General features: G+C 33.8%; 12 protein-coding genes. 4 read left to right on the forward strand and 8 right to left on the reverse strand.

Annotated elements, in window-relative coordinates:
• The first annotated feature begins 59 nt into the window (after positions 1–59).
• From X925_RS09610 to X925_RS09625, 4 genes are read left to right on the forward strand one after another with little or no spacing between them, the layout of a single operon-like run.
• Positions 60–1,322: a sugar ABC transporter substrate-binding protein gene (locus X925_RS09610; RefSeq protein WP_121959817.1), complete on the forward strand. Its 1,263-nt coding sequence runs from the start codon at positions 60–62 to the stop codon at positions 1,320–1,322.
• 9 nt (positions 1,323–1,331) lie between these two features.
• Positions 1,332–2,207: a carbohydrate ABC transporter permease gene (locus tag X925_RS09615; RefSeq protein WP_121959818.1), complete on the forward strand. Its 876-nt coding sequence runs from the start codon at positions 1,332–1,334 to the stop codon at positions 2,205–2,207.
• On the forward strand, positions 2,204–3,034 hold the full coding sequence (locus X925_RS09620; protein WP_103064615.1) for a carbohydrate ABC transporter permease: 831 nt from the start codon (positions 2,204–2,206) through the stop codon (positions 3,032–3,034). The genes X925_RS09615 and X925_RS09620 overlap by 4 nt, the downstream gene beginning before the upstream one ends.
• 38 nt (positions 3,035–3,072) lie before the next feature.
• Complete coding sequence (locus tag X925_RS09625; RefSeq protein WP_121959819.1) at positions 3,073–3,936, forward strand: BadF/BadG/BcrA/BcrD ATPase family protein; 864 nt, start codon at positions 3,073–3,075, stop codon at positions 3,934–3,936.
• Positions 3,937–4,006: 70 nt separating this feature from the next.
• Here the strand turns inward: X925_RS09625 and X925_RS09630 are convergent, their stop codons facing one another.
• From X925_RS09630 to X925_RS09670, 8 genes are all read right to left on the reverse strand, one after another.
• Entirely contained in the window at positions 4,007–5,386 is a 1,380-nt protein-coding gene (locus X925_RS09630) for an NlpC/P60 family protein (protein ID WP_121959820.1), read from the reverse strand.
• A 3-nt stretch (positions 5,387–5,389) separates the two neighbouring features.
• On the reverse strand, positions 5,390–6,700 hold the full coding sequence (lysA, locus tag X925_RS09635) for a diaminopimelate decarboxylase (protein ID WP_121959821.1): 1,311 nt from the start codon (positions 6,698–6,700) through the stop codon (positions 5,390–5,392).
• A 9-nt stretch (positions 6,701–6,709) separates the two neighbouring features.
• Positions 6,710–8,563 (reverse strand): ABC transporter substrate-binding protein, encoded by a 1,854-nt coding sequence (locus tag X925_RS09640; RefSeq protein ID WP_121959822.1) that lies wholly within the window; start codon positions 8,561–8,563, stop codon positions 6,710–6,712.
• A gap of 289 nt (positions 8,564–8,852) precedes the next feature.
• Entirely contained in the window at positions 8,853–9,842 is a 990-nt protein-coding gene (locus X925_RS09650; RefSeq protein ID WP_369974005.1) for an ABC transporter ATP-binding protein, read from the reverse strand.
• Entirely contained in the window at positions 9,814–10,815 is a 1,002-nt protein-coding gene (locus tag X925_RS09655) for an ABC transporter ATP-binding protein (protein ID WP_369974006.1), read from the reverse strand. Before X925_RS09655 ends, X925_RS09650 begins: the two co-directional genes overlap by 29 nt.
• On the reverse strand, positions 10,815–11,900 hold the full coding sequence (locus tag X925_RS09660; RefSeq protein ID WP_199171529.1) for an ABC transporter permease: 1,086 nt from the start codon (positions 11,898–11,900) through the stop codon (positions 10,815–10,817). The genes X925_RS09655 and X925_RS09660 overlap by 1 nt, the downstream gene beginning before the upstream one ends.
• A 38-nt stretch (positions 11,901–11,938) precedes the next feature.
• Positions 11,939–12,907, reverse strand: a complete 969-nt coding sequence (locus tag X925_RS09665; protein WP_121959825.1) for an ABC transporter permease — start codon at positions 12,905–12,907, stop codon at positions 11,939–11,941.
• Positions 12,908–12,996: 89 nt separating this feature from the next.
• The gene (locus tag X925_RS09670) at positions 12,997–14,736 is read right to left on the reverse strand and encodes an ABC transporter substrate-binding protein (protein WP_121959826.1); all 1,740 of its coding nucleotides are present in this window, start codon (positions 14,734–14,736) and stop codon (positions 12,997–12,999) included.
• Positions 14,737–14,766: the final 30 nt, after the last annotated feature.

A 14,766-nucleotide genomic window follows, 5' to 3' on the forward strand; every position in this document is an offset into this window, starting at 1 on the left:
ATCTTTTTCGCAGATATGATATAATTATACAAAACTTATTAAACTAGGGGGTGTGTTTTATGAAAAAATTATTTGTTTTAATGTGTGTTTTGATTGTTAGTTTGTTCGTTTTTTCTGAAGAAGTTATAACTTTGAATTTAATTGAAGCCTTTTCAAGCCCCTACAGAACACCTACCTTAAACAACATAATACAAATGTTCGAGACTTTGAATCCTGGGGTGAAAATTAATGTTATTTCTCCGCCATACGAAACAGCCTATCAAAAGATCAATTTAATGGTAAGCACAGAACAACCACTTGATATCGTAGAGATAGGAGACTGGGATTTAAGTGCTTTAGCTGCTATGGGGAAGTTAGAAGATTTAACTCCTTATATCGAGTCTTGGCCTGAAAAAGATGACATGGTCCAAGGGGTTTTAGAAGCCGCCAGCATTTACCAAGGTATCCCTTATTTGTTGCCTCACGGCATTTTCGTAAAAGCACTCTTTTATAGACCAGATATTTTAGCAAAATACGGAATCGAAAGTTATCCGAAAACAATGCCTGAATTGTACGAAATATCAAAAAAATTAACAGAATCGGGCAAAAATCAATATGGTTTCGCCTTTAGAGGTAAGGGTTATCCAACCGCATTTATTGATATTGTTTTAACTTCATTCTTTGACGATATAGATCCAAACAATATGTATTTAACTAAATCTGGTGAAATTATTTTTGAAGATCCAAGGGCCGTAGAAGCGTTAAACTTCTATGTTAGTTTGTATAAAGACACATCTCCAAAAGATTCAATTAACTGGGGATGGGATGAGCAAGTTAATTCGTTTGTTTCTGGAATAACACCTCTATTATTTCAAGACCCTGACACCACCGGCATGTTAAACGAAATGCTACAACCTGGCCAATATAAAACGGCCCCACTTCCCTTAGGAACAAGCGGAAATGTTTATCCATCCTTTGGATTCGTAGGTTGGGGAATTCCTACATACTCAGAACATAAGGATTTAGCTTGGAAATTCATTAAATTTGTTGCTTCAGCTGAAATAAATGGTTATTGGAGCAAGAGTTACGGTGCTTTACCAGTATTAGAATCAGTTTATACGTACGATTCATATTTCAGCTCAGAAATTTTCGAAGGTTGGACCAGGATGTTTGACGATCCCGAACATTATCAATTTACTCAGTACCCCTTAGATAATGAAAACTGGGGAAAGTGGAATGAATTCCAGGAAAAAACAATGCAGCAGGTGTTGCTCGGGCAACTTTCTGTGGAAAGTTGCTTAAAACAATGGACTGACTTTTGGAAAGATGCAGGCATTAAATAGGTGGTTTAATTGAAACGAAGAAAATTCATTTTTTTCTTGTTATTACCCACTTTGTTATTAATATCTTTTATCATTTTATACCCCACTATCAGTGGGGTAATGTTGTCTTTTAAAAATTACTCCCTTTATAACTTCCAAAATATTGAATGGATAGGTTTTGAAAATTTTAAAGCCATCTTTTCCGACCCTTTTTATATTAATACTATTTGGAACACTTTGAAATGGGTTTTATTCTCTGTGTTTTTCCAGTTAATCTTGGGTTTTATTTTAGCTCTTTTAATGAGAGAACCTTTTAAAGGAAGAGGCATATATGCAGGACTAGTTTTTTATCCATGGGCAATCTCTGGATTTGCCATAGGTTTAATATGGTCATGGCTGTTAAACGGTCAATTTGGGGTGATCAATGATATATTAATAAAAATTGGAATTATTGAAGAAAACATTAGTTTTCTTTCGGATCCTTCGTTAGCAATGTTCTCTGTTATTTTAGTGAATGTTTGGTATGGAATACCTTTTTTCGCCATCATGATTTTAGCAGCATTACAGTCTGTTCCTGATTCCCTTTACGATGCAGCGGAAATCGACGGCGCAGGTTACTTCACCAAGCTTTTTAATATCACTATACCATATATTAAACCCACTTTGATAAATACAATTTTATTGAGAACCATATGGGTTATGAATTTTCCTGATATAATTTACGGGATGACACGCGGTGGGCCTGCTGGCAGCACAGAGATTTTGGCTGTAAAGATGATAAATACCGTTTTTTATGAATCAGACTATAGTAAAGCCGCAGCACATGGTGTGGTTATTATTTCAATTCTTTTCATTTACACTATTATTTACTTAAAATTAACTTCTAAACGGGAGTTTAGCCTATGAAGAAAAAATTTTTGCCTAAATTTATACGTATAATTTTACTATCTATGTTTTTTATTTTTGCAATTTTTCCATTATACTGGATTATATTAACTTCGTTAAAACCCACGCAGGAAATATACTCATTTCCAATTAAGTATTGGACAAATAATCCTACTTTACTAGGGTACAAGAGATTATTTGAATTCGTCAATTTTAAAAGGTATTTTGTAAACAGTATTTTCGTATCTTTAGGCGCTTCCTTTGTTTCAACAATATTTGCCATGTTAAGTGGGTATATACTTTCAAGGAAAGAATTCAAATGGAAATATCCTATTATATTATTCTTATTTTTTTCTCAGATGATCCCAACTTATTTAATCATGGTTCCACAATACACAATGTTTTCAAATTTAAATTTAATCAATAAACTCATAAGCCTAGTGATAATTTATAGCGGTTTTGGAGCAGCTTTTAGTACAATAATGGCTAAGGGTTTTTTTGATAGAATTCCAAAAAGTATCGAAGAAGCCGCTTTAATTGACGGATGTAATGAAATCCAATCTCTATTCAAAATCACTATTCCCTTAATGTTACCTGGTTTATCGGCTATTCTTAGTTTTTCTTTTGTGAATAACTGGAACGAGCTGTTTACTGCTGTGATGTTTTTAAATACTTCCGACAAATATACCGTACCTGTAGGACTATATTCCATTGTATCAAAGGCTGGTGTGCAGTGGAATGTGCTGGCTGCAGGAATCGTGATCGCTCTTTTACCAACAATTATAGTATTTTCCATCTCACAAAAGTATATTATCGCAGGGCTTACACAGGGAAGCTTAAAAGATTGAAAGTGTAGGCACCTACTAAACGAAAAGTGGTGATAAAAATGAATTTTTTAGGAATAGACGGCGGAGGAACTCACATAGCTGCTAGTTTGATCAACGAAAGTGGAGATGCATTGAAAAAAATTGAGATAGAAACGGGTGTCAATCTTACCTCCGTTGATCAAGAAAGACTGAAAAGTATTATAAGCAAAATTAAGACAAAAACCACAGAAGTCGACGGAATAGTAGTAAGTTTTTCGGGTGCAGGAACCCCACAAAGAAAAAAACAGCTATTAGACATTTTTAAAGAAATTTTTGATATCAACAACATCGTCGTATATAACGATGGTGAATCTATTCTCTATTCTCTTTTTAAAGGAAGTAGTTTAGCAATTGTTATCGCAGGCACGGGGTCTTTGGTCATTGGTATGGATAAAGATCAAAATATCGTAAGAAGCGGTGGTTGGGGGCATCTTTTTGATGATGTAGGAGGAGGTTTTTGGATATCCACAAGAATCTTTCAGGAAGCCTTCAGATTCAGAGACAAACTAAGAGAGTTCGATCCTATTTTTAATAGACTTCTAAAATTTTACTCTTGCGAAAATATTGAAGAACTTACCTCTTTACAAGGAAGAAAAGATTTTAAAACAATCATTTCTTCTTTCGCCAAAAAAGCTTTAGAAAAGCCAACAAATCTTGTTGAAGAAATAATTAATGAAGGTATTTCTGATTTAACTTTAAGATGTAAAAAGATTTTAGATTCTTTGAATATAAACGATCTTTATTTGAGTGGAAGCCTTTTTAAATCTGAATATTACTTGCAAAGATTTCAAGAATTTATGTACCATTATTCATTAAACCCGTTGAATTTTGATGTAAGTAAACAAATGGCATTATTAGCAAGAAAATATTTTTTAACCAAATAAAACTTCTCTGCGTTATTTTAAAAAATATACTCCACCCAATAAGATGGAGAAAGATCAACCTGGTTAATTTTTATATTTTATTAAGACCTTGTGTGATTTTTACGGCCGTTGAAAGAGAGTCCAAATAAGTAGTTCTCGTACCTAAAGTATAAGCAGAAAGAGGCATGATAAATGTACCATGAATATCGAAACTCTCAAAATCTCCATTAGACTTTTTCTCTTTAAAGCCCGCCCCTTGATGTATTACATAGTATTCATTTCCAAATTTACCTAAATACATCATCACGTGACCTTTCATAAAAAGAATATCCCCGGTTTTTAAACCATCTAATATTATTTTTCTTTCTTCTGCTTGCTGAGGGAAAGAAGTTCTTTCAGCAGGAGTCATGATTTCTTGATACTTAGTATCTCTTGGCAAATATATTCCAAAACACTTAAATATATCCATTATGAAACGTGAACAATCTCTATTGTAATCGCTCCCTCCCCAGCCATATCTTTCACCAACCATTTTAAACGCTTGTTTAATTAAATTTCTCTGGGTAAAATTAAGAAAAGAAGTTTTTACTTCTTTTGCCGAAGAAACTGGAAAAATCCCATATGTTTCATTGTCCAATCTATTTTTAAGAGGGATTTTTATCGGATAACACCCTTCAGGAAATAGGGTGTTCATTTCAAAATAAAATTTTTTTGTTTCATTTTCATCTGCTAGAACTAACTTATCTCCCATCTGAAAACGAAATTTACCAATGGTAGGCAACTCTTCGGTGCAAACTTTACTTTCCATCAATATTAGAGTTCTTGTTGATTTATTGTAATCAAAAAATTCTTTTTTAGAAACTTCAATTAAACTTTTTCTGTTTGTCCATCCTGAATAAAAAGAGCTCTGAACAAAATACCAATTTAGTTTAAAACTTCTTCTGTATATTAAAATCGGTTCTCCTGGTGAAAGAGTAGTGAGCCTGGTAATATCATGAAAAGGATAATTTGGTGTTATTCCCAATGGATATTTAAAAGGTAGTGATTTTAAGCCGCTTCTATCAGTTATTAAGCCAAAAGATATCGGAATATCCCCAGAAATCCCTTTTTTGAAATCTCGAAAATTTGAAAGAAACTCTTTTAACTTATCTTTGTTCAAAGGTCTTATTTTTTCACTATCTTTGAAAAATAAATTTTCTTCGATTAATTTTTTTAAATCTTCCATTGGCATTACTTTTTCAATTTCTTTTATAAAATCATTCCCTGTTATTTCACTTTTTGCATTTGAAAAATCGTAATAATAGTTTTCTAGATGAGATTCAACCATCTTCTTATGAAGAAGATGGTTGAATGATTTTATTTCATATTCATCCATCAAAATTTCATCGGGGTTATCCAACCTATCTATCCAAAAATCAGGATCATATAACCTTTTATCTTTTAAATGAGTATATATAAATTCATTTACCATTCTTTATCTCCATTCGCTATTTTCAACATCCCTTTTTATTAAATCATCGTAAATTTCTCTTCTTGTTATCACCTTGTGTTTTCCATTCTTGACTAAAACAATGGCGGGTTTTAGAAAACCATTATAATTACTTGACATCGAATAGGTATAATCTCCAGTAGAGGGGATCGCTAACAAATCTCCCGGTTTTATTTCTGGAAGGTAGGTATCTTCAATTAAAATATCTCCTGATTCACAAGCCCTACCAGCTATTGTAACCTTTTCTAAGTTCGTTTTTTCCTTTGGACGATTCGCAATAAACGCCTCATATTTTGCGCCATACAATGCAGGCCTAATATTATCAGCCATACCTCCATCAATAACTACGTATTTTTTATTTTCGGCTTTCTTGATTGTGCCAACAGTGTAAAGTGTGGTCCCAGCGTTAGAAATAATGTATCTACCTGGTTCTACTATTATTTTTGGAGAAGGATAATGAAACTCATTTGACAAAAATCTAACTTCTTGAATGACCCCTTTTATAGCATTCTGAATATCTATAGCTTTTTCAAAAGTCGAGTGCGCTACACCAAATCCTCCACCAATATCAATTTCTGGTAAAACAACCCCTGTTTCTCCTCTTATTTTGTTTAAAAGATCAAAAAAAGTTTTTACTAACTCCACATAAGGTTCTGCCTCGTTTATTTGAGAACCTATATGTGCATGAATACCTTTTATCTCCAAATTTTCAGAATTTTTGATGGATTTAATAAGTTTCAACATGTCATCAAAAGGCATCCCAAACTTGGAATTTTTTTGACCGGTTGAAATATACTTATGAGTGTCTGGAGAGATGTTGGGGATAACCCTAAAATAAATTTTTGCCTTTTTTCTTAATCTTTTACTGATCTTATCAATGTTTCTAAATTCATCTTCATTATCAACTATAATGTGACCTGCATCATTCTCTAGAGCCATAATTAATTCTTCGTTAGTTTTACTGTTTCCGTTAAAGAAAATTTTGTTTGCAGGAAAAGAACTATGAAAGGCTATATACAGTTCTCCACCCGAAACCACATCTAAAGACACTTTTTCACTTTGTAAAATTCTACAAAGCTCTGTATTCAAAAATGCCTTCGAAGCATAAGCAATTTCGTAATTAGTATAATCAGCGCTATCGAAGACATTTTTTATCCTTTTGATGTTCTCCATGATTTTAATTTCGTCCAACACTAATAATGGAGTACCATACTCATTAGCTAAGTGAGTACTTTTTACCCCAGAAATTTCCAATACTCCATCTTTATCTATTTTCAAGTTTTCCGTTAAAAACATTCTTTCTCCTTAATCTTCTTTAGTATAAAGGTAATAATAATCTCCAGGCCAGATGGGATTATCTATCCACCCTTTTAACCAAGATCGCTGAACCCTTATCCCTTCTGGTTGATAAAGTGGAACACAAACCGCATATTTTGATACGAATTTTTGAACTTCTATATAGATTTCTTCTCTTTTTTGAGGATCTGTTTCAATTGCCGCTTTTTCTATCATGTCGTTAAGTGATTGACCAACAAATTCTGACCTAGGCAAGGTTGCAAAAGATACATAATTTTCTCCATAATACAATCCATAACGTCCTTCACTGTGATAATATGTAAAAATGAAATTGTGAGGATCAGGATAATCTGCTATCCATGCTATAACAAAAGCGGGCATCATCAAGTTTTCTCTTTGATCAAGATAAGTTGCCCATGGTACTCCTCTAACCTCAACTTGAAACCTTGGATTGATTTTTTCCAAATTATCTCTTATATTTTCTGCAGCTATTCTCCTTGTATCATTCCCTGTATTGTATAATATTGACATTTTAAAACCAGTTTGCCATAATCTTCCATTGTAAGCCAGTTTAAAATATTCTTCTGCTTTTTGAAGGTCAAATTCATATAAGGGAAGAGTTTCATCAAAACCTAAAAATCCACTTGGTAAAGCTGTTGGTATACGCGCTCCCAAACCATTTAAAACTCCTTCTATCATACCTTCATAATCAAAAGAATAAGCAAAACCTAATCTTACGTTTTCGTCTCTAAAAAAATCAGTTGGTATTCCTTCTCCATCTAACTGACCCGATCCTATGTAAGGCGATTCTGGATTAATTGTCCAATTGAATTGTAAAGTCTGAGTTTGAACTTCCGGTGTACCTTCAAAAACTGTTACATCTTTCATCGATTTTACAATATCTAAATATTCAACCGGAGTATCTATAATATCTGCATCTCCTGTTTCAAGCATAGCTCTTCTTGTTGACCATTCCTCTATGGCTTGAATGATTATTCTTCTTATTGGTGCGGGACCTCTCCAGTAATCGTCGTTCCTTTCAAGTGTTACCCTTTGTTGAGCGTGATCCCATTCTACTAATTTATACGGACCAGTTCCCATCGCATGGTCTGCGTATGGGGATTGTTCTTTTGTCCATCCGTGATACTTCCACCAACCTTCTGCATTTCCATCCCATATGCCTAATTCTATAGAGTATTCTTTATCTAATATTGCACCCCAACCACTTCCAGCAGCAATTACATTCAAAAATGGGGCAAAAGGTCTTGCCAAATGAACATGAACTTCGTTACCTTGAACTTCTACTGCAGGATCTATTACATCATAATAGAAATTAACTAGAGCATCTTCGTATTCTGGAGTTGCTGGATTCATATCATCATCAAATATGGTATCCCATGAAGCACCTACATAATCTTCTACCAAAATTTTAATATCCGAAACCCCAAACATAGGATCTAAAAACATCCACATTGGACCTCCGGCAGGAGCATACAAGATGCCTCTTTCGAAGGTATATTCGACATCTTCAGGGGTTAAATCGTTACCGTTGTGGAATTTCACACCTTCTCTTATTGGGAAGACATATGTTGTTCCACCATCTCTCAAATAACCATTTTCAACTGAAGGGACAACCGCTGAGAGCATAGGAACAAACTTACTCAGACTTTCTCCATCGTATGCTACCAAGTTATCGTAAACATTGAAAATAACTTCACCACTTGCAGCGTCGTAAGCATGGTGAGGATCTAGAGTATCCGCTTCTCCGATAGTGGCATCGAAGATGATATCAGGGTTTTTCACCTGAGACCAACCAAAGACAACAACTAACACAGCTACCAAAAGTACAAACAATCTTTTCATACTAATACCCCCCTTTTTTGTTAATAAAAAGTTAAATAGATTAACTAGTACACACATATGTTTATATTATACAACAAACTTAACGCTAATTCCTAATTAATATTAAAATTCAGTGTTAGTAGGGGGTTTTTCGTACAAAAAACATCTCACTTTTCTGTTATCTACCTGAAAGTATGGGGGTAGATAATTCTTGCATTTTTCCATAGCAAATGGACAATAACTTATACATCAAAGCTTATAGCAGTTTTATTTATCCTTGCAATGTATATCTTTTTAACTGGTAAAAAAGTCAATCGTATAAATGACAAGCTACTCTATGCCCTTCTCCAAATAATTCTGGCTTTATTTGCTCGCAAATTTTCATTTTATATTTGCATCTTGTATGGAAAGGACACCCTGAAGGCGGATTAACAGGACTTGGAGGCTCTCCTTGTACAGAAACCTTATCTAGTTTTTTGTTTTTAGGGTCCCAACTTGGCATGGAATTCATCAAAACTTTAGTATAAGGATGTAGGGGATTCTGAAATAACTCATCCGAAGTTGCCTCTTCTACAATATTTCCTAAATACATTACAGAGATTTTATCACTTACATGATATATTAAATCTAGGTTATGAGAAATAAAGAGATAAGAAATTTTAAAATCTTTTTGGATTTTTTTTAATACCTCGATTATTTGATTTTGAACAGATACATCTAAGGCAGATGTTGGTTCATCACATACAATTAATTTTGGCCTTAAGGCCAAAGCTCTTGCTATTGCAATCCTCTGCCTTTGTCCTCCACTAAACTCATGAGGATATCTTTTTGTATAAGAAGGACTAAGCCCCACTCTTTGTAACAACATTTCAACATATTCATTTTCCTCTTTTTTATTTTTATATACTTTATGAATTTGCAAAGGTTCTTTTATAATTTCATCTATGGTGAGCCTTGGATCCAGAGAATCATAAGGATTTTGAAAAATCATTTGTACATTTTTTCTAAAAGTATTCTTTATAGTCTTATCAATTTTTTTAGTTATATTATACTCATTGCCATTTTCACTATAAAAATATAGTTCTCCTCCTGTTGGTTCGTATATCTTTGTAATTATCCTTCCCAATGTTGTTTTACCACAACCCGATTCCCCCACAATTCCTAATGTTTTAAATTCCTCCACTTCAATATCAACGTTTTCTAAAGCCTTGACATACCCTTTAACTTTTAAAAATACTCCTCCTCTAATTGGAAAATATTTTTTTATATTTTTAGCTTTTATTATTTTCAAGCTCGTCACCTCTATTTCCAAACAGCCAACAGGAAACTGAGTGCCTCTCATTTATAACAGTTCCCTGTGGTTCACGTTCTCGACAAATATCCATAGCATATTCACAACGGGGATGAAATCTACAACCAATGGGGAATTGTTGAGGATTTGGAACGGTACCTCGAATATAAGGAAGAGATTTTGCTTTGTATTCTTTTTTAATTTTTGATCTCATTAAGCCGATTGTATAAGGATGTTTAGGATTTTCAAAAATCTCCTTGGTACTACCTTTTTCTACTATTTTACCTGCATACATTACATGCACTCTGTCTGCCATTTCCGATATTACTCCAAGATCATGGGTTATGAAAATTATTGAATTCCCAAATTCTTTTTGAATGGATTTCATCAGATTCAAAACTTGTGCTTGAATAGTAACATCCAAGGCTGTAGTTGGTTCATCAGCAATCAAGATTTTTGGGTTTGTCAAAAGATTTAAAGCAATCATGGCTCTTTGAAGCATTCCTCCACTCATTTCATGGGGGTACTCATCATATCTCTTTTCTGGCTCAGGAATACCTACCTTCTTCATCATCTCTATACCTTGAATTCTACTTTCTTGCTTTGATAGTTTTAAATGCGTTTTACATACTTCTGACATTTGTTCCCCTATGGTAAATAAAGGATCAAAGGAAGCCATTGGTTCTTGGAAAATCATTCCAATTTCTTTTCCTCTCAATTTCCTAACATTTTCTTCTTTCTCTTGTAATATATTAAATCCATTGTACAGAATTTCTCCTGACAAAATCGTAGATTTAGCATTCAATAATTTCATAATTGCAAGGTTAGTTACTGTTTTTCCACATCCGGATTCTCCAACTAAGCCTAAAGTTTCCTTTTCTTTCAATACAAAGCTAATATCATCAACAGCTTTAGAAATACCTTCAAAAGTTTTAAAGTATATCTTCAAATGTTCCACTTGTAAAATATTGTTTGTTTTGATCACGCTCTTTCGCCCACCTTATAAGGATCTACAGCGTCTCTCATAGATTCTCCAACAAAATTAAAGGAAAGCACAGCAATAACGATAAAAATCCCTGGTATTAAAAGCCAAGGGTAAGAAGAAAGAGCAGAAAGAGATTGGGCTTGACCAAGTAACAAACCCCAACTTGTCATTGGTTCTTTGACTCCTAAACCCAAAAAACTCATGGAACTTTCTCCTAGGATCATTCCGGGAATGGATAAGGTAGAAACAACTATTAAATAAGACATTGTATTTGGAATTAAGTGCTTAATAACTATTCTAAAGCCTGATGCTCCCATGGTTTGAGATGCCAAGATAAACTCTTTCTCCCTTAAACTTAAGACCATCCCTCTAACTACCCTTGCAACCCCCATCCATCCAATAAATGACAAAACCAATACTATACCAAAATAAATCATCGTACTTGGCCACTCAGGTGGCAAAATCATTGCAAGCGCCAACCATAAAGGAATTCTTGGGAAGGATCTCAGTAATTCAGTAAATCTTTGAATAATTACATCGATCCAACCCCCATAGTACCCAGATATAGCACCTAAAATTGCACCTATTAGCACACTTATAAAAGTTCCTACAAGTCCTATTGTCATGGACACTCTAGAGCCATATATAATCCTAGAAAATAAATCTCTCCCAAATTTATCAGCACCAAACAAAAATAACATAGCGTTTGAATCTTTTGGAATACCAAAAAGATGGATATCACTTTCTATTATGCCCCAAAATTTGTAAGTATCTCCTTTCACAAAAAATTTTACTGGAATTATTTCACTTTTATCCTCTACATAGTTCAATTGGAGAGTAACCGCATCTCTTTCTTTCTTCAAAGGATGTATATACGGTCCAACAAATTTATCCTCATAAAACCACCTTATCTTAGTTGGAGGTGCATATGTGTAGCTACTGTTCGAAGTAGTGTAAGAATAGGGAGCTATAAATTCAGCAAATAAAGCAAATATATATAAAATAATAAGAATTATTAAACCTATTATACCTAATTTATTTTTAAAAAAAGCATTTACAATTCTTTTGGTTTGATCCTTCAAAAAAAGCACCTGCCTTCTCTTGATTATAAAGTTATACATTAGCTAATTCTTATACGCGGATCTAGCATAGCAAGGGCAATATCTGCTATCAAATTTCCAATTTGCGTCATAAAAGCGATAAACATTAAAAAAGTCATCACTAAATATTGATCATGATTTAATAACGCATTATAAAAAAAAGGTCCCATCGTAGGTAAATTTAAAACTATTGCGGTAATTATTGTTCCACTAAAAATATCAGGTAATTGCATTCCAGCCATACTTACCAAAGGATTTACAGCATTTTTTATTATATGATGTCTGACATCTTTTTCTTCTAAACCACGAGCTCTCAAAGAAGTAACAAACGGGGCATTAATGAAATCCAACATGTTACCTCTCATGACTCTCATTAAACCAGCTAGACCTGCAGTACCTACTACTACTACGGGGAGCCAAATATGTTTAAAAAGATCCATTATTTTTGCCCAGCTCCATGGAACTCCTATAAATTCAGGAGAAAACAATCCTCCTACCGATGTTGCCCCCATTTGCAAAGCTAGCCACATTAAAACTAATGCTAGAAAAAAGTCTGGAATTGACATTCCAATAAAACCTAAAAAGGTAAGGGTGTAATCTCCAGCAGAATATTGATGTAAAGAAGTGTATATGCCAGCAGGGACTGCTATAATCCACTGAAATATTATTGTAAGAAGGGCAATAGACACAGTCCATCCCATTCTTTCCCAAATTAACTCTCCAACTGGCCTTTTATAAGCAAAAGAATAACCAAAATCACCTTTAGTTATAATTCCTTTAATCCACATCCAGTAACGCTGAGGAGCCGGTTTATCAAGTCCTAAGGATTTCTGCAATTGAATTACTTGCTCAGGAGATACACGGGGATTATTAAGATACTGAGTTGCAAAATCACCAGGTTGAAGTTCAGTAATGACAAAACAAATTACCGAAACAAAAAACATCATTGGTATCATGATTAATAATCTTCTAATAATAAAAGTTTTCATTATTTATTCCTCCAAAGAACTTTAATCTTCTTGACTCCTAAATCTCAAAAGAGAGAGGAAAAAGCCTTCCTCTCTCTTTAAAATAACCACTATTTTTTAAATATAGTCTCATTCAGATAGACGATAACCCCTTCTTCATTAACAAAAAAGTTTGAGAGATTTGATTGCTTGGCTGATAATTCCATACCTTTACAAACATATATGAAAGGTACATAGTAGGCATAAAGAGCTTGCCAGTCATCATAGTAGATTTTTCTTAGCTTCTGATCCATAGTTACCTGAGCCTTCTCGAAGTCTTCAAAAATCCTTAATTCCCACTCTAACATCTCTTCAAATATAGGTTCACTAGTTTCTTTATTCATGGTTGAAAGGTGATTGTAATATAAATGATTTCCGGGTTGCCATATTGCCTTTCTTAATTGTGGATCGGGTTGATTTCCAAAAGCACCTATGGCAGCTTCATAATCTCCAGATAAGGTACTTTGTGAAACCAATGTAGGATCTAATATCTGAAGATGAACTTTTACCCCAATTTTTTCCAAATCCTGGGAGAAGATGTAAGCAATATCTTGATTTTCTTGAGCACTTGAAGAAGTTAAAACAAACTCAAATCTCTCACCACTGGGTAACTCTCTCCATCCATCATCGTTTCTGTCTTTTATGCCAATTGAATCAAGCATTTGCTCAGCCATTTTTAAATCATATGATCTTCTAATACCTTCAATATTGGGATTGTAAAAAGCTTTGTTACTAGGAAGAACAGGTGTCCCACCATAAACAGCTAATGTATTATATACTTCTTCTATTATTCTATCTCTATCAAGGGCATATTCCATTGCAAATCTGAATCTTTCGTTTCTAAATATATCTTTTAATTCTGGATCTTTGGCATCAAAATTAAACGTAATGTGTACAGGACTAGGTGTTGGCTTTACTGGTTCTCCTTTAAAAACCTTTATCTTCCCTTTGGATACTTCTTCTTGCTTTAAATAAGGATAATCTTTCGGAGATACTGTCATATAATCAATTTGACCAGCTAAAAATTGGGCAGTTGCAACTTCATCATCTTCAATAATCAAATAAACCAACTCATCCACGTACGGAAGCTTGTTACCCCATTTGTCTACTTTCCAATAGTATGGATTTTTTTCTAAAACAACTTTTTGCCCTGTTACATATTCTTTTAAAACAAAAGGTCCAGTTCCTACTATTTCCTGCGGAGGTGTATTAGTTAGCCACAAACGATTAACAGAACCCAAATCATCTTTGTCAATCTTTGATTCCAGTTTATGTTTAGGATAAATGTAAGCATGACTCAAAACATTAAAAAAAGCTCCATAAGGTTCTGGAAGATAGGCTTTTACAGTTTTATCATCCACTTTTTCCCATCTGACAAGTTCTCCTCCGATAGTATATCTAGCTATTTCATTTCCTTCAGCGAATCTATTCATAATGAAATAATCCATACTAAATATTACATCGTCTGCAGTAAAAGGAACTCCATCGGACCATTTGACATCCCTTAAATGAAATAAGACTTCTTTTCCGTCTTCTGAAACTTCCCAAGATTCAGCCAAAGCTGGTTCTATAACAAAGGTTATAGGATTGAGATCAACTAATCCTCTCAAAAATTGTCCAGCAATAGTATATGCCGCACTATCTAAAGTGCCGTAATAATTGAAGGATTGAGGGGCGCTTGATAACCTTATGGTTAAAGTTCCTCCAAGCTTTGGCTTTTCTGGTGTAAACATCTCGTCCACCACAAAATCAGAAGCAAATATACCTATACTTACCAAACTTAACACTAAGAATACTAATAACTTTTTCATACCACATAACCTCCTTTAAATGATTTGATG

This window comes from Petrotoga sp. 9T1HF07.CasAA.8.2 (genome assembly GCF_002895585.1).
GTDB lineage: Bacteria > Thermotogota > Thermotogae > Petrotogales > Petrotogaceae > Petrotoga > Petrotoga mobilis.